The 16,547-nt window shown below is 36.2% G+C and carries 15 protein-coding genes and 1 riboswitch; of the genes, 10 read left to right on the top strand and 5 right to left on the bottom strand.

All coding sequences use genetic code 11. The features are described from left to right. Positions 1-33 precede the first annotated feature (33 nt). Positions 34-1,113, top strand: a complete 1,080-nt coding sequence (locus QDN89_RS15120) for an acyltransferase family protein (protein WP_280770992.1) — start codon at positions 34-36, stop codon at positions 1,111-1,113. Positions 1,114-1,161: 48 nt separating this feature from the next. Here QDN89_RS15120 and QDN89_RS15115 read toward each other — a convergent pair whose 3' ends face one another. Further along, positions 1,162-2,241 (bottom strand): serine hydrolase domain-containing protein, encoded by a 1,080-nt coding sequence (locus QDN89_RS15115; protein WP_280770991.1) that lies wholly within the window; start codon positions 2,239-2,241, stop codon positions 1,162-1,164. A gap of 184 nt (positions 2,242-2,425) precedes the next feature. After that, positions 2,426-2,507, top strand: a riboswitch (glycine riboswitch). Positions 2,508-2,755: 248 nt separating this feature from the next. Here QDN89_RS15115 and QDN89_RS15110 point away from each other — a divergent pair. Together QDN89_RS15110 and QDN89_RS15105 are read left to right on the top strand one after the other, a co-directional pair. Then, entirely contained in the window at positions 2,756-3,031 is a 276-nt protein-coding gene (locus tag QDN89_RS15110) for an ACT domain-containing protein (RefSeq protein ID WP_280770990.1), read from the top strand. A gap of 15 nt (positions 3,032-3,046) precedes the next feature. Continuing rightward, positions 3,047-4,408: a PFL family protein gene (locus tag QDN89_RS15105; RefSeq protein WP_280771043.1), complete on the top strand. Its 1,362-nt coding sequence runs from the start codon at positions 3,047-3,049 to the stop codon at positions 4,406-4,408. Between the two features lie 64 nt (positions 4,409-4,472). Here the strand turns inward: QDN89_RS15105 and QDN89_RS15100 are convergent, their stop codons facing one another. Next, positions 4,473-5,075, bottom strand: coding sequence for a hypothetical protein (locus QDN89_RS15100; RefSeq protein WP_280770989.1), 603 nt, complete (start codon positions 5,073-5,075; stop codon positions 4,473-4,475). Between the two features lie 612 nt (positions 5,076-5,687). Between QDN89_RS15100 and proB the strand changes: the two genes are divergently transcribed. Beyond that, a complete protein-coding gene (gene proB / locus QDN89_RS15095) occupies positions 5,688-6,779 on the top strand; it encodes a glutamate 5-kinase (RefSeq protein ID WP_280770988.1) in 1,092 nt (363 codons plus the stop codon). Between the two features lie 18 nt (positions 6,780-6,797). Continuing rightward, positions 6,798-8,042, top strand: coding sequence for a glutamate-5-semialdehyde dehydrogenase (locus tag QDN89_RS15090; protein WP_280770987.1), 1,245 nt, complete (start codon positions 6,798-6,800; stop codon positions 8,040-8,042). 221 nt (positions 8,043-8,263) lie between these two features. Here QDN89_RS15090 and QDN89_RS15085 read toward each other — a convergent pair whose 3' ends face one another. Further along, entirely contained in the window at positions 8,264-9,034 is a 771-nt protein-coding gene (locus tag QDN89_RS15085; RefSeq protein WP_280770986.1) for a hypothetical protein, read from the bottom strand. Between the two features lie 205 nt (positions 9,035-9,239). Here QDN89_RS15085 and typA point away from each other — a divergent pair, with 205 nt between their 5' ends. The 5 genes from typA to QDN89_RS15060 all read left to right on the top strand — a co-directional run bounded on the left by typA (position 9,240) and on the right by QDN89_RS15060 (position 14,809). Next, positions 9,240-11,087, top strand: a complete 1,848-nt coding sequence (typA, locus tag QDN89_RS15080) for a translational GTPase TypA (protein WP_280770985.1) — start codon at positions 9,240-9,242, stop codon at positions 11,085-11,087. A 327-nt stretch (positions 11,088-11,414) separates the two neighbouring features. After that, on the top strand, positions 11,415-11,924 hold the full coding sequence (gene ectA / locus QDN89_RS15075) for a diaminobutyrate acetyltransferase (RefSeq protein ID WP_280770984.1): 510 nt from the start codon (positions 11,415-11,417) through the stop codon (positions 11,922-11,924). A 55-nt stretch (positions 11,925-11,979) separates the two neighbouring features. Continuing rightward, a complete protein-coding gene (gene ectB / locus QDN89_RS15070; protein WP_280770983.1) occupies positions 11,980-13,275 on the top strand; it encodes a diaminobutyrate--2-oxoglutarate transaminase in 1,296 nt (431 codons plus the stop codon). 32 nt (positions 13,276-13,307) lie between these two features. Then, positions 13,308-13,706 carry an ectoine synthase gene (locus QDN89_RS15065; protein ID WP_280770982.1) on the top strand — a complete coding sequence of 133 codons (399 nt, stop codon included), beginning with the start codon at positions 13,308-13,310 and terminating at the stop codon, positions 13,704-13,706. 56 nt (positions 13,707-13,762) lie between these two features. Beyond that, entirely contained in the window at positions 13,763-14,809 is a 1,047-nt protein-coding gene (locus QDN89_RS15060) for an AbrB family transcriptional regulator (protein WP_280770981.1), read from the top strand. A gap of 77 nt (positions 14,810-14,886) precedes the next feature. Here QDN89_RS15060 and QDN89_RS15055 read toward each other — a convergent pair whose 3' ends face one another. Continuing rightward, positions 14,887-15,627, bottom strand: a complete 741-nt coding sequence (locus QDN89_RS15055) for a site-specific integrase (protein WP_342394384.1) — start codon at positions 15,625-15,627, stop codon at positions 14,887-14,889. A gap of 370 nt (positions 15,628-15,997) precedes the next feature. Continuing rightward, the gene (locus QDN89_RS15050) at positions 15,998-16,513 is read right to left on the bottom strand and encodes a P-loop NTPase family protein (RefSeq protein WP_280770980.1); all 516 of its coding nucleotides are present in this window, start codon (positions 16,511-16,513) and stop codon (positions 15,998-16,000) included. Positions 16,514-16,547: the final 34 nt, after the last annotated feature.

The raw sequence follows: 16,547 nt of genomic DNA, 5'->3' as shown, positions 1-16,547 counted from the left end.
TATAGAAGATTTATAGAAATGGTGGGAATAACCATGAAAAAAAACCAAGGAATGATCAAGGAAATATTTGTGTTACGGAGTATTGGGTGCTTGAGTATTGTCTTTTTACACAGCATCTTTATTGCGCTTACTACAGTCCCTATTCGTGAAATGGGAGAACTAGCTGCCATCTCTTTTGACTCCGTGCAAATGATTTTATATTACGGAACACCGATGTTTATTTTTATTTCGGAGTTTTTAATTTCATATTCCTATAGAGACAGGCCACTTCCGGATAATTTCCTTCGTAAAAGAGCTCGATTTATTTTAATCCCATACTTTGTCATGGCGATATTTTATTCTATTCCTTTTATCCTTGAAGGTATCGATGTGTGGACTGTGAAACTATTAATGAACATATTTGTTGGAGATTATCATGGCTATTTTATATTAATTATTTTTCAGTTTTATTTATTCCATTACTTTTTTCACCGTTACTTAAAGGTACTTTCTCCAAGGTTTGTTTTAACGATCGCTTTTATTATTAATGCTGGATATTTAATTATTTTTAATTTTACAACCCCACCTGAAATGATTCCTTTTTCAACCTATATATGGGAAAGGTTTTATTGGATACCGTTATTCGGATGGATTTTTTACTTTGCTTTAGGTTATTATTCAGGATTATATTACCAATCGTTTATTCATTCTTTACAGAAGTTTCGCTATATTATTATCATAGGACCTTTGTTAACGAGTATTCTAATGCTATACCTTTATCATTCAGGATTTTTGCAAGTTCATAGTTCAAAACGAACGGATATTTTACTTCATACAACGATGTTTAGTTTGTTCTTATTTTATGTAACATCAAAATTTAAGACGCCGCCGAGAATTCTTGTGTTTATTAGTCAATATTCTTTCGGTATCTATCTTCTTCACTATTTTTACATTTTCTTAGCTGACTATCTATTTCGCCTATATCCTCTCAATATAGGTTTCACCTATATCATTTTACTTTTTACTTTTAGTATTGTAAGTTCCATACTAACAATTTACGTATTAAACAAATGGAAATATGGTTATTTAATGATAGGTAAGGTTGGCGCGCCTTACAAACAAAGCGTTGAATAAAGATTAAAACCGGGGCATCTGAATAAAAGATGCTCCGGTTTTTCTAAGTTATTCTGTACGTTTTGCATCGAGGATTAGTTGGAGAAGTTGCATCCGCTGCAATTCGTTTACACTACTTCGAGTGATACCGAACGTTAATCGATTCGAGTCCACTCGATTAACAAATACGAGATCCAATTCCGGAATTATGTCAATCGATTGTCCGTATCGACCGACGGCAGAATACATGTCCAAATCACTAAATGGTGATTCTGTAGCAACCCACCATAAATAACCGTAGTCAAATAAACTGTTCGATGGAACTTCCGCATGATCAGACGTACTTTCTTTTATCCACTTCTTTGGAACGATTTGTTCTCCTTCCCACTTTCCTTCTTGAAGGTAAAGCTGCCCGAAACGAGCAAAATCTCTTGCAGACATTCTAAATAAATAAGAAGGATGCGTCGATCGACGATTTTCGTATTTATAGTGGGTATGGCTTAACTGAAAATCTTCCATACCAATGGGTTCTGCAATGTTCCTCTGGAAATCTTCAAACAAATCGCTTTCTGTTGCTTGATTATATATCGTTCCTAATACATTGAAATCCCAATTATTATAGTAATAAAAATGACCTGGTAAATGAGAACTGCGATTTGGCCTTGCCCGTCTCATTCCCCATGATTCTTCGCCAGCAGGTAAATACACACCTGATGTAGACGTTAATAAATGTTGAAGCTCTGCTTGTTTTTCCAATGGATTTAATGGAGGGTTATCGTCGATGGATAAGTCTTCTAATGATTTATCTAAAGGTGGAAACCCTCCTTTTTCTTTCTCTATACCTATAAGAGCGCTCAAAAAACTTTTTCTAACGGAGTGAGCATTCGTGCTTTTCGTTACATCTCCCCATGAAAAAAGAACCTTACCTTCGTAAATGGCCATGGCAGAGGTTGAGTTGATAGAGTCGTAATATCTTCTCGCTTGCTCAAGAGCATCTGGGTTCCATCCAGCGTCGTGCACACTTTCGTGAAATTCCCACGTTGTCGATTGATCTGATTCCATCGAATAGTAAACGTAGATAAACATCCCCACCAGTATCACAATAATTATAATCAATAAACCAATAATTTTATTAAACAAGAGTATCATCCTTTAAGGTACAGTACGATTTCAAATATAACATGGTATACCCAACTAAGTCATGAAATTAACAATAAATAAAGTTGTTAAAGCCTTCACAAAACTAATTGACTATTTTGTCGAAAACTGATAGGATTTTTTTATTCACACAAATTAAAAGCTGGTTATGATGGTTATGGGTCACACTATAACATGAGCCGCTTCTGGAGAGTCCGCTTTATATATAGCGGCGCCGAAGGATTCACAATCTCAGGCAAAAGGACAGAAGAAAGATGTCTATACGATAGATGTCACTATTTCTTTTACCTTTAGAGATTGGAGCCACTCCAATCTTTTTTTTATACTTTAAGTTTAACTCCGTTAAAGGGCTAAAGTATAAATAAACTAAGGCTTTCGCCATGACTTGGCGATAAGCCAAGTTTTTCTAATTGTATTGGTAATGATCATTATTTTACATTGAAAATGATGAATCGGACAGGACCTAGATAGGTCACGATTTAAAATATTATGATGAGGTGAGAAAATGAAGCAAAAACGTGCCGTAGTTAGTGTTGTTGGGAAAGATCAGGTTGGAATTATTGCTAAAGTTACGACAGCTTTAGCAGACAATCATATGAACGTGTTAGATATTAGCCAAACGATTTTACAAGACTTTTTTACAATGATGATGTTAGTAGATGTATCCGAAGCAAAAGATTTGGACAAACTTCATCACGACTTTGACGAAGTAAGTAAAGAATTAGGATTAAAAATAAACATTCAGTTAGAAGACATTTTTCAAACGATGCACCGAATCTAAAGGAGAGAAACAATGATGAATATAGCTTTCGCTGAAATTCAAGAAACAATCCGAATGGTACAAATGGAAAGTTTAGATATCCGAACTGTGACAATGGGAATAAGTTTGAAAGACTGTATCGACCCTGATTTCGAAAAAATGAATGAAAGAGTTTACAACAAAATAACTACTTATGCTGGTGAATTACGGTCAGTTGCTGAACAAGTGGAAAAAGAATATGGGATTCCGATTATCAATAAAAGGATATCTATCACTCCCGTTGCTGAACTTCTCGGTCATGCAACAAAAGATGAAGCAGTCGAACTGGCAAAAACACTAGATCGCGCAGCTCAATTTTTAGGTGTTGATTTTATCGGTGGTTTTTCTGCTTTGGTTCATAAAGGAATTACAAAAGGTGATCAAACATTGTTGGATGCCCTCCCAGAAGCGCTAAGTGTTACAGAACGAGTATGCGCTTCCGTTTCTGTCGCTACAACAAGAACGGGTATTAATATGGATGCTGTGCAATTGATGGGAAAAATTATTAAAGAGTCTTCCGAACGAACGAAAGATGCAAATGGAATTGCTTGTGCAAAACTTGTTGTGTTTTGTAATCCTGTAGAAGATAATCCGTTTATGGCAGGTGCCTTTCATGGAACAGGTGAAGGCGAAGCAGTAATCAACGTTGGCGTTAGTGGACCTGGTGTTGTTTTGAACGCTTTGAAACGACATAAGGATGCTGATTTTGGCGAAATCTCAGAAGTAATTAAAAAGACAGTGTTCAAAATTACTCGTGCAGGTGAAATGATCGGCCGAGTTGTAGCCGATCGTTTAAACCTTCCATTTGGAATAATGGACCTTTCTCTCGCCCCTACCAATGCGTTGAATGATAGTGTGGCTGAAATTTTAGAGGAAATGGGTTTAGAAAGAGTTGGAACACACGGGACGATTGCCGCGTTAGCATTAATGAATGATGCTGTGAAAAAAGGTGGTGCCATGGCAAGTTCCTATGTAGGTGGGTTAAGTGGAGCCTTCATTCCTGTTAGTGAAGATAATGGCATGATTAAAGGGATTGAAGACAATTCACTAAGTTTATCTAAACTCGAAGCAATGACATGTGTATGTTCCGTCGGTTTAGACATGATTGCATTAACAGGAGACGTTTCCCCTGCCACATTATCAGGGTTAATTTCAGATGAAATGGCCATTGGGATGATTAATAAGAAAACTACCGCTGTTCGTGTCATTCCTGTCCCAGGTAAACAAGAAGGTGACATGGTTGAATTCGGTGGATTGTTAGGAAGAGCACCAGTGATGGGCGTTAATCCATTTAGTTCGGAGAAGTTTATTCAGCGTGGGGGACGTATTCCAGCACCACTTCAATCTTTAATAAATTAATGTGATATATAAAACAATGCGTCTATCTAAATGAAAAACGCGCCTTTATTGGCGCGTTTTTGCGTTAGTTTTCAAGTTCTGTTCGCTCAGTGATCTCTCCCCCATGGTTTTCCACTAATTGAAAGACTTGCGATCGATACTGTAACAGCTCAAAGGTTGCAGACAATTCCACTTCACGACCATCCTCTGTTATTATTCCTAATCGGGAAAAATACTGATCTTCTTCATCGACATAAGGAATAATTTCAGCTATATCTTTCCATAAATACGTTGTTTCTTCTGTAGCTAACAAATGGTTATAATGCAAACCTTCTTCATCTAAGTAATAATAATTCATAACCCCAAGAGAACTCATTGGGATGAATGTTAATGAAGCAATTAGAAATAACCACCCGACATTAATGGAAATGTGATTTTTCTTTAAAATAAATGATGTTATAAAATATAAAATAGACATGATAGGAACAATTAGCATTCCTACAATAAAAATGATATAAGCACTTATTGGAGCCTCAAGAAACCAATGATCTCTTGAAAAATACAATACATCTTGCATTATGTATATGACAATAATCGGAATAAAAAAAGCACTTAATGTAAAAATAATACTTATTACGATTAACCCTTTATGAATATCATCAGGATCAATTTTCCATTTTGTATCCATTTATTTCCTCCCTTTTTTATCTTGAATCCATGATATTAGGATTCAAGTTTATTTATAGTTACCGTATACGTAGAATAGTAAGGAAAAGTTTCAATATTTTAACTTTTTTCAAAACTTTTGCTTTTTTAATACGCTATATTTTTTTATTTGTTCTAAGCTAATGAAATAATCGTTTAAGAAATAAATAATTATTTCTAAATTGCTCTTGACATCGAGTGTGTATTATCAGATAATTATAAAAATTAAACAGTTATACATACTACGTATTGAGACTAGTAAATAATTCTCTGCCAGTAGAGATTGGAATTCATCGGCTGAAAGATTCCATTGGTTACGATTATTGAACCTACTCAATTTTTAACGAGTACGTTTTACTCACGTTACGAGATTCAAGTGGACATTTTCATGTCAACTAAGGTGGTACCGCGGAGCCAAATGCTTTCGTCCTTTTTAATTTAGAAGGATGAAGGCATTTTTTTATTTTTAGCTATGTTAAAACTTTTCAGAGGTTTTTTAAATAAACTAGGAATGATAACAGAGGCATTATTTTAAAACAGTTATAGTTACGTTCCATATACCTCAACAAAAACCTAACAAAAAGGAGGATGCAGCGTGTCAAAGAGAAGAATCGTCGTAAAAATTGGTAGTAGTTCATTAACAGAAAAAGATGGTCAATTATCTCCCTTGAAACTAAATACGTACGTTAAAGCGATCGCCGAATTGGCGGAAAAAGAACATGAGGTAATCCTCATTTCTTCTGGAGCAGTTGCAGCTGGTTTTAAAATGATTGGTTATCCTGCAAGACCAGTGACAGTGTCTGGCAAACAAGCCGCAGCAGCAGTTGGTCAAAATTTACTTATGAAAGGATATGCTGAGGCGTTCTATGAAAAAGGATTGATCACAGCCCAGTTATTGTTAACGAGGCAAGATTTCTTGCAGGAAGAGCAATATCAAAATGCGTCGAACACTTTAAAGGAACTATTAAAAAGAAAAGTGATTCCAATTATTAATGAAAATGATTCTACAGCGATAGAAGAATTGACGTTCGGAGATAATGATATGCTCTCAGCTTTAGTTAGCGGGTTTCTTCATGCAGATCAGTTAATCATTTTAACTGATATTGATGGAATATACGATGCGAATCCCCATACCAATCCTGAAGCGAAGAAATATGCCTTTTTAAATGAGATTACAGATGATTTGATGGAAAAAGCGCAAGGATCTTCCTCGAAGGTAGGAACCGGCGGGATGAATTCAAAACTAAATGCAGCAAAAGCTGCTTTATCTATGGGTGTTGACGTTTTTATTGGGAAAGGAAATGATGCGACTGTCTTATCAACAATATTACAGGGACAAGGAAATGGAACTTACCTCTCCCCTTCCAAACACAGAGTCATGAAAAATAAAAAACAGTGGATAGCTTATCACTCCACATCAAAAGGAAAACTTATTCTGGATGAAGGAGCAGCACATGCAGTTTTGAAAAATGGGAAAAGTGTATTACCCGTAGGAATTACTGCTATTGAGGGAAAGTTTGAGAAAAATGATGTAGTCGATGTCTACAATTCTGGTGGACAAATTATCGGTAAAGGGAAAGTAAACTATCGTGCCGAACAACTTAACTCGATGATTAACCATTCGGAAAAAAATAAAAAAGAAACGTCAAATGAAGCGATTCACCGGGACTATTGGTTTTCAATTTAATGAATGGAGGCTATTATCATGAATGAAGTTATAACAAAAGCAACAATTGCTAAACAACAAACGAGACAACTTGCACAAGTGACGACAGCTCAAAAAAACGAAGCATTGCATACCATTGCTAATAAGATAATCGAAAATACGGATAGCTTATTAGCAGCTAACAAAAAAGATTTAGAAGCGGCTGTAGAAAAAGGGTTAACAAAAGCGATGGTCGATCGACTAACGTTAACAAAAGAACGGTTGGAAGATATGGTTGCTTCCATCCGTTTATTAACAAATTTAGACGATCCAATCGGGCGTATTCAATGGCATTCGGTTCGACCGAATGGGCTTGACATTAAAAAGGTTTCGGTTCCCCTAGGTGTCATTGGAATTATTTATGAAGCGAGACCTAATGTGACTGTTGATGCTGCTGTTTTATCTATCAAAACAGGAAACGCCATTTTACTTCGAGGGAGTACATCGACGATTCATTCGAATCGAGCGATTGTTTCGGTCATCCGTTCGGCTTTATCGACTACGAGTATTCCTGAAGAAGCCATTCAATTAATTGAAGAAGCGAATCGGGAAAAAGTGAAAGACTTATACATTCGTAAAGATTTAATTGATGTTCTTATACCAAGAGGTGGAAAAAAACTGATTGATACGGTTGTGGAACAATCCCAAGTACCTGTTTTAGAAACGGGTGCTGGTAACTGTCATATATACATTGATGAATCTGCCAATAAAACCATAGTACTTCCTGTTGTTACAAACGCAAAAACACAACGTCCATCGGTCTGTAATGCATGTGAGACGGTTGTCGTTCATGAGAATTGGGCAGAACGACATTTATCCGAACTCGTAGAAGAATTACAAAGGCATCATGTTCATTTAAAAGGTGATTCTCAAGCAGTTGAATTCGATAACCGAATTGATCCTGCAGATGAGGACGATTGGTCTACGGAATTTCTTGATCTAACTCTTGCTGTAAAAATTGTTCCTTCTATTGAAAAAGCAATTGATCACATTCAACAATTCGGAACAAAACATTCTGAATCCATTTTATCGGAACATCCAGGAAACACTGAACTGTTCTTGAATAGTGTTGATGCTTCCACTGTTTATCATAACGCCTCTACTCGATTTACAGATGGCTTTGAATTTGGATTTGGAGCTGAGATTGGTATTAGTACACAAAAATTACATGCTCGAGGTCCGATGGGATTAGAAGCGTTAACAACAACAAAATATGTCGTTCATGGTCAAGGGCAAATTAAATAGTTTTGTAATTTAGATTTTTGTTGCAAGACTCTGTTGCTATCGTGAGGAAGGTACACTAATTCTTTGATTGCCGCATTTTCACCAAACTTTAAGCCAAACTTCCATTAACAAAAGGTTGTAACTTCCCCACTATCACAAAAAATAAGAAGGGTGATCCCATGCAAATGAGATCTCCTTCTTATTGTCAATATAGTTGTAAAAAAATTTACGTTAACGATCAACTAATACTTTTCAAAATCAAACTGCAACGGTAATACCTTTTCTACTTCAGATGTTAAATCTTCGACGAAATATGTGGCCCCTTCCTTTTCTCCTGCTAATTTTAATAACGGTGAAAATGGCGTCTGAGAAGACGATGATACTACTTCACACGTATTCCCATTTTTCATGATAATGTTCGTTTGTTCAGGATATGGTACAAAGAATTTTTGCCAAGAAGAGAGTAAATCTATCGTGTTTTCTTCTACCCACTTTAAGCTTGTATGATAAAAAACAAACGGTGCTATTTGACGCAGCCAAAAAATTTCATTTAGCCAAAAAGCAATTTTTTCACACGATACGACCACATTTTCATGCGATGTAGCATCTAACTGTTCTGGTGATTTTTTTGTCATACCTTCGATGAAACTGTAGTTTATTTTTTTTATATAATCATAACTTGCACGTCTTTCCCAATCAGATTCTAATAAAGAATCGGGAAAATAATAATTCTTTTCCATCTCATCTAGATCGATACCACATTCTTCAACAAACGTGACTTTTCGAAGAAACAAATTAATTTGTACCAGTAATGGTACGACATCCACTTCTGTTTCATGTCTTTCTAGATTGTACTTAAAGAATGCTTGTTTCTCCGTTGTTAATTCTTTTAGATGTTCATTCGTAAGGACAGTTCCTTTTTTAAAGAGAAGGTTATTGAACTGATCGTGCAAGTCATTTTCTAGCTGCATTCCTGGAAATAAATCATTTAGTGAAATAACAGAATCATTCATGATACTTCCCCATTTCGATTTAATTTGACAAAATTCGATACTATTTATATGATTCAGTATAAAAGAAAATGAACTAACGCACACTAAATTCGCCTTAAAATGATAAAAATCACGAAATATCTGAAAATACGGTGTGTGTTATTGTCAAGTGTGATATAATAGTAAAGTTGATTTACTTTACACAAAGAACAGGAGCGTTTTATTAATGAACAAACGATTAGACATAAGGAACATTGCGATTATTGCTCACGTAGACCATGGGAAGACAACTCTCGTGGATGAACTATTGAAACAGTCAGGAACGTATCGCGAAAACGAGCAAGTAAACGAACGAGCGATGGATAACAATGATATTGAGAAAGAACGTGGAATTACGATTCTAGCTAAAAATACAGCTGTTAATTATCAAGGAACTCGAATTAATATTATGGATACTCCAGGACACGCCGACTTTGGTGGCGAAGTGGAACGTATTTTAAAAATGGTTGACGGGGTTCTACTTGTTGTTGATGCTTTTGAAGGTTGTATGCCTCAGACACGCTTTGTTTTGAAAAAAGCGTTAGAGCAAAAGTTAACACCAGTTGTTGTTGTGAATAAGATTGACCGACCAATGGCTCGGCCGACCGAAGTCATTGATGAAGTGCTTGACCTATTTATTGAATTAGGAGCAGAAGAAAATCAATTAGACTTCCCTGTTATTTTCGCATCTGCTATTAATGGAACAGCAAGTCTTGATCCAGATCCTGAAAAGCAAGATGGTAAAATGGATATTGTATTTGATACAGTAATCGATACTGTTTCTGCACCAGTAGATAATTCTGATGAGCCATTCCAATTCCAAGTAACAATGCTTGATTATAATGATTATTTAGGTCGAATTGGTGTAGGACGTGTTTTTAGAGGGACAGTGAAAAAAGGTGATCAAGCTGCTCTTATCCAACGTGATGGAACGGTGAAAAAATTCCGTATTTCTAAACTTTTTGGTTTCCTTGGTTTAAAACGAATGGAAATTGATGAAGCAAAAGCTGGAGATTTAATTGCGATTGCCGGTGTGGAAGACATCATGGTTGGTGAAACGATTTGTCCAGTTGATCATCAAGACCCAATGGAACTTGTGAGAATTGACGAACCAACACTACAAATGACGTTTATTGTTAACAATAGTCCTTTCGCTGGACGCGAAGGTGACCACGTGACAAGTAGAAAAATTGAAGCGCGTTTAATGACACAAGTTGAAACGGATGTTAGTTTACGTGTAGAAAACACAAACTCCCCTGACGTTTGGACTGTATCTGGACGTGGTGAACTTCACCTTTCCATTTTGATTGAAAATTTACGTCGTGAAGGCTATGAACTTCAAGTATCTAAACCTGAAGTTATTATCCGCGAAGTAGATGGAAAAAACTGCGAACCTTTTGAGAGCTGTCAAGTGGATGTTCCTGAAGAATATACAGGAGCAGTCATGGAATCATTAGGTGAAAGAAAAGGCGAGCTCGTAAACATGATCAATAAAGGTGATGGACAAGTTCGTATGGACTTCTTAGTTCCATCTCGAGGACTTATTGGGTATACGACTGAATTCATGGCCCAAACGAAAGGGTACGGTATCTTAAACCACACGTTTGATAGCTATCAGCCTGTTGCTCAAGGTTATGTCGGTGGTCGTCGTCAAGGTGTACTTGTATCGATGGAAAACGGAAAAGCAACACCATATGGCATGCTACAAGTAGAAGACCGAGGTACACTCTTCCTTGAAGCTGGAACAGAAATATATGAAGGTATGATTGTTGGTGAACATACTCGAGATAATGATATCACTGTCAACATTACCAAAATGAAAGCTCAAACAAACATTCGATCAGCAAACAAAGATTTTACTGTAACAATGAAAAAACCTAGAATTTTAACGCTTGAAGAGGCTCTTGAGTTTTTAAATGAAGACGAATATTGTGAAGTGACACCTACTTCTATTCGTTTACGTAAAAAAATTCTTGATAAAGGTACACGTGAAAGAGAAGAAAAAAAATCAAAACTTACCACAAAATCCAATTAATTCCTTATAAAGCCTATCATAGCAACGATCTCAACAAAAATGTTGAGATCGTTTTTGTTTAAGCCTTTCATAGCAAGGGTTTCCCCCATTTTCATTCTCAAATTCGGTGTATTCGATACGATAGTGGAGAAATAAATAAGATGAACGGTCTAAGCACGACTAACCTATACTGACCCACATATATCCTTATTCATCCACTTTAACCATGTTTGATTATTTAACAAGAAGCCCCTATGATTAATATTGTTCATTGCTTGAGATGAATATTGAAAAAGGAGGAATGTTCAACTCTTTGAACAATAAAACTTTAAAGGTGGGAATATGGCTATGAGTAAAAACACAACGGCAATATTAGATACATTTTCGTTAGAACAACCAACAAAGGAAGATGGTCAAGGAATGTGGGCTCTGGCCAAAAAAACATCTCTTGATTTAAATTCTGCTTATAAATACATTATGATGGCTGAATATTTCTCCGAGACTTGTGTTGTTGCCAAAGAACGAGGTGAAGTCGTTGGTTTTATCACAGGATTTATTCAACCAGAACATCCAGATGTCATTTTCGTATGGCAAGTAGGTGTAGATTCATCTCAACGCGGAAAAGGAATCGGCTCCAAAATGTTAAATGAAATTATTTCAAGAGACGCATGTGAAAGCGTGAAGTATTTGGAGGCGACCATAACGAAAGATAACGAAGCCTCTCAGTCTTTATTTAAAAGATTAGCTAGAGAACATGACACATCATGCGAAGTGCATGACTGCTTCCCTGCTGACGTATTTCCAGAAGAGGGACAAAAAGCAGAATACACGTATCGCATCGGACCTTTTTCCAAGTAAATCGATCTATTTAATTAAAGAGAATCATTAAAAAAGACGGAGGGATTTTAAAATAATGACTAACAATGGCTTGAAAATTATTGAAGAACTTGAATCTTGTGTAAGAAGTTATGTAAGAAGTTTTCCTACTGTCTTTACAAAAGCACGTGGGTACAAAATGTGGGATGAGCAAGGGAAAGAATATGTAGACTTCTTCTCAGGAGCAGGAGCTCTTAACTATGGTCATAACGAACCAAATATGAAGAAAAAACTTGTAGAGTATATTTTGGATGATGGAATTACTCATTCATTGGATATGGCAACAGAAGCAAAAGTTAACTTTTTAGAAAAATTTAATGATGTGATCTTGAAACCAAGAGATCTTGATTATAGAATTATGTTCCCAGGTCCAACTGGAACAAATACCGTTGAGAGTGCACTGAAATTAGCAAGAAAAGTTACAGGTAGAACAGATATTATTAGTTTTACGAATGGATTCCACGGAATGACAATTGGGGCCCTTTCTGTTACAGGAAACTCTATGAAGAGAAGCGGCGCAGGAATACCATTACAAAATACTGTTACTATGCCTTATGATAACTTTGTCAGTGAAGATCTCGACACTCTGGAGTATCTCGAGCGATTTTTAGAAGACAATGGTAGTGGCGTATCGATACCTGCTGCGATCATTCTCGAGACAGTCCAAGGTGAAGGCGGTATTAATGCAGCAAGATTTGAATGGATCAAAAGAGTTGATGACATTTGTAAACGTTGGGGCATCATGCTAATCATTGATGATGTGCAAGCAGGTGTTGGTCGAACAGGCACATTCTTCTCATTTGAACCAGCTGGTATTAAACCTGACATTGTCTGTCTTTCTAAATCGATTGGTGGATATGGACTACCATTAGCGCTAACGTTAATTAGACCAGAACTTGATTCTTTCAAACCTGGTGAGCATAATGGAACATTCCGTGGAAACAATCACGCGTTTATTACTGCAACGGAAGCACTAACGTATTGGGAAGATCCAGCGTTTGAAAAGAGTATTCAAAAGAAATCTGATCAAATCACAACGTTTCTTGATAAAATGATAAAAGAAAATCCTGAAATGAAAGGTCACCTCAAAGGCAGAGGTTTCATGCAAGGGATATCTTCTGATGTGGATGGATTCAGCGAAAAAGTTGCTGAAGAAGCGTTCCGTCGTGGATTAATCATGGAAACTGCTGGTGGACATGACCAAGTATTTAAACTATTCCCTCCTATTAATATTGATGAGGAAGGTTTAGAAAGAGGATTTGAAATTATTGAGCAAAGCATTAAAGAAACTGTAAAAACCATGAATCTTGAAAAAGACACAGTAGCAAACTAAACAGGGATTACATCTAAGGAGGACTAACAAACATGAAAGTAGTTAAACTAAAAGATATCATTGGATCAGATCAAGAAGTGAAAGGTGAAAACTGGACCAGTCGTCGCCTACTATTGAAAAAAGATAACATGGGTTATTCTGTTCATGATACAGTGATCAAAGCGGGTACGGAAACGCACATTTGGTATCAGAATCATTTAGAAGCCGTGTACTGCATTGAAGGAGAAGGCGAAGTTGAAACGCTTGCAGATAATAAAATTCACAAGATCTCTGCTAACGAGATTTATGCATTAGATAAAAATGACGAGCATCTTCTTCGTGCATATCCAGGATCAGATATGAGAATGGTTTGTGTATTTAACCCACCGATCACAGGAAAAGAAACACACAATGAAGAAGGCGCTTATGAACTTGTAGAAGATGATGAATAAGAAGATTTCAGCTGGCTGCTTTGCAGCTAGCTGTTTTTTTGGAGTTGACCTCATCTATGAAAGAAGTTAAACCATTTATTGAGACGTTGGCGTTTTCAATTCTAGGAGGAGTTATCTTTTTTATATTAAACCTCCCTCTTCCCTGGATGCTTGGTCCGTTAACTTCGGTTATGTTATGGAATGGACTTACAAATAGAAGGTTGTTATGGCCAAGCTATTTAAAAAATGCAGGTTTAATCGTATTAGGTATGTCGTTTGGCCTCTATTTTACTATGGCAACGATTCAAGCCATTGGTCCTTATCTTATCCCATATGTTATTCTCACCTTCCTACTGATTATAATCAGTATTATAAACAGTTTATTCGTTTCAAAATTTATTCGAGTGGATGAAATCACAAGTGTATTTGGATCGATCCCTGGTGGATTAACCGAAATGGTTATTGCTAGTGAATCCCTTCAAGCGAATGCAGCTTATGTGATGGTCTTTCAAACAATTCGTCTCATTGTTGTTTTGTTTACAGTACCTTTTATCATCTTATACGTGTTTTCTAGTGAGAACGGTCAAACAATGGAACTGTTAGTTGAAACTAGTGCTACGTTTTTCTCTTTCAACGTTCTCTGGCTTGTCATTCCCATTGTGTTAGGAGTGCGATTTCAAAACTTATTACCTGCAGGGATCATGATCATCCCGTTAGCCATCACTGCGGGTTTAAATATAGGACCTGTTACCATTCCCTCTATTCCTAATAGTCTCTTTCTTGCAGCTCAGCTATGCGTTGGGACATCCTTAGGAAAGAGTATCTCTTTAAAAGATGTCAAATTTGCCGGTAAGTTTGGGCTTATTTATGCTGGTTTAGCCTTTTTATTAATTTTTATTTCTTTTGGATTTGGTTACATCCTCTATTCCCTAACATCCATGGATTTACCAACGGCCCTGCTTAGCACTGCTCCAGGTGGACTAGTTGAAATGGTTTTAACGGCATCCATTGTTAATGCAGACCCTGCTGTTGTGACGTCCCTTCAACTAACTAGGATTATCTTAATTATTGTTTTTGTCCCAGTATCACTAAAGTGGTATTTTAACCGAATATATAAAACGTAGATTAGTCACATGTGCATCAAAAAACTCAGTTCAATTAGTGAACTGAGTTTTTTGATGTTAAAATAGTCATTCATTTTTTATAAGCTAAAATCATCAATGGCATCATCGATTTCTTCTTGTGAGATTCCGATATATTTCAACGTGACGCTTTGTGAGGAGTGGTTAAATATTTTCTGAAGCATCGAGGCATCTTTATATTTTTTATAAAAATGATAACCGAATGTTTTCCGCATCGTGTGTGTACCAACATACTCTGCTCCTGCCTCTTCTGCTGCATCTTTTAATATTTTGTAAGCTCTATCTCGTTGAATAGGTTGCTTTGTCATTCGTGAAGCAAACAAGTATTCATCATCACTCATACCAATTGTATAATCTGTAGTATACTCTCGAATGTCACGATTTAATGGAAATCGTTTCGGTTTGTTTGTTTTCTCTTCGATAATATTAATGTATCGTTTCCCTCGCACGTCCCCTACTTTTAGTGGCAAAATATCTCCTACACGAAGACCTGTGTTTAAACCGAGTATAAACATAAAGTAATCCCGATAAGATCGATTGCGTAATATTTGTTTCATCGTTTCAATTGTTCGCTTTTCACGAATAGGTTCGACCATTCTTGGTGTCATGGCAAGCAAAGCTTGAAAATCTGATTTCATTTTAAATGGACGCTTCCCTTTCAGTTTCATATCATTCAATCGTTTCATTCGATGTTTCGTTTGATGTGCCCCTAATCTCTCCGTCAATTTCTGAAACTCTTTTTCCGTCAGTCGAATATAGTCGGCGTAATTTTTTTTATTCGATTCACTGGCCGTGTTCATATTTTTCTCTCCTCTACTATTTCTCTCTATTAATTATTTTAACATACAATGACACTCATTTAGTATTCTTATTTCGCTATTTTATCGATTCAATTTTTCACCTGTCAAAACTTCTGTATCTATTGGTATATATGGCTTAATTGCCATTTTTCATATTCTATTTTTGCAAACAAGAATACAAAATGAGTATTTTGTATTCTTAGAGTTCGCGCGTAAAAAAGAAGCTGCTATTTTTCGAGCAACTTCTGTGTGTCATTCTATATAGTGAAATTTAAACAAACTACAGTTGATCACCTACAAGTCATAAAAAGATCGTTTTGATCGTTATACGTCCATGAGTGAAGCCAATATTACTCTCTCTTATACGAATTCAATCTTTGTTCAAAAAGTCTGAAATTTCTTTATTATTTATTAATTTATATGTATTTTTATCTGCTCCTGATTTTTCAAATGCTATTAATCTATCAGACATTTTTTGTTTTCGTTGATGAAACGTTGTGATTATAAATTTCAGGAATTCCCAATCCATTTTTTCAGGACATCCCTGCCCCATGTCGTCTCGGTTGTTACCAATATTCATGATCCATCTTTTCAGTACACGGTACAAACAAATTCTTAACGGTAGTTCTAGATATATGATTGTATCTGCTTCTTGTGCTCTCAAATCAAACGTGGATCCGTAATTTCCTTCAATAATCCATTTATTTTTTTTGACGAGTGCTTCTTGTTTATTACAAAACGTTTCATAGGAAGTTTCCCTCCATCCTGGTTCCCAATAATAACGATCTAGGTGATATACCGGGATAGATAGCTTTTTACTTAATCGTTTCGCAAAAGTTGATTTTCCAACTCCCGCAGAAACCCCTACAACCATTACCCTTTCCATATCATTTCCTCCTCACATATCTGTGGTGATCTGT

It is taken from the genome of Salipaludibacillus daqingensis (genome assembly GCF_029891575.1).
Lineage (GTDB): Bacteria > Bacillota > Bacilli > Bacillales > Salisediminibacteriaceae > Salipaludibacillus > Salipaludibacillus daqingensis.
This window is presented reverse-complemented; position numbering and strand designations above follow the sequence as displayed.

Bases quoted from the DNA above. Each gene is read 5' to 3' on its own strand.
- QDN89_RS15055 (WP_342394384.1), bottom strand. From the start codon at position 15,627: ATGAACACGGCCAGTGAATCGAATAAAAAAAATTACGCCGACTATATT.
- QDN89_RS15090 (WP_280770987.1), top strand. From the start codon at position 6,798: ATGAATGAAGTTATAACAAAAGCAACAATTGCTAAACAACAAACGAGA.
- typA (WP_280770985.1), top strand. From the start codon at position 9,240: ATGAACAAACGATTAGACATAAGGAACATTGCGATTATTGCTCACGTA.
- QDN89_RS15050 (WP_280770980.1), bottom strand. From the start codon at position 16,513: ATGGAAAGGGTAATGGTTGTAGGGGTTTCTGCGGGAGTTGGAAAATCA.
- ectB (WP_280770983.1), top strand. From the start codon at position 11,980: ATGACTAACAATGGCTTGAAAATTATTGAAGAACTTGAATCTTGTGTA.
- QDN89_RS15115 (WP_280770991.1), bottom strand. From the start codon at position 2,241: ATGATACTCTTGTTTAATAAAATTATTGGTTTATTGATTATAATTATT.
- QDN89_RS15110 (WP_280770990.1), top strand. From the start codon at position 2,756: ATGAAGCAAAAACGTGCCGTAGTTAGTGTTGTTGGGAAAGATCAGGTT.
- QDN89_RS15105 (WP_280771043.1), top strand. From the start codon at position 3,047: ATGAATATAGCTTTCGCTGAAATTCAAGAAACAATCCGAATGGTACAA.
- ectA (WP_280770984.1), top strand. From the start codon at position 11,415: ATGAGTAAAAACACAACGGCAATATTAGATACATTTTCGTTAGAACAA.
- QDN89_RS15085 (WP_280770986.1), bottom strand. From the start codon at position 9,034: ATGAATGATTCTGTTATTTCACTAAATGATTTATTTCCAGGAATGCAG.
- QDN89_RS15100 (WP_280770989.1), bottom strand. From the start codon at position 5,075: ATGGATACAAAATGGAAAATTGATCCTGATGATATTCATAAAGGGTTA.
- QDN89_RS15065 (WP_280770982.1), top strand. From the start codon at position 13,308: ATGAAAGTAGTTAAACTAAAAGATATCATTGGATCAGATCAAGAAGTG.
- QDN89_RS15120 (WP_280770992.1), top strand. From the start codon at position 34: ATGAAAAAAAACCAAGGAATGATCAAGGAAATATTTGTGTTACGGAGT.
- QDN89_RS15060 (WP_280770981.1), top strand. From the start codon at position 13,763: ATGAAAGAAGTTAAACCATTTATTGAGACGTTGGCGTTTTCAATTCTA.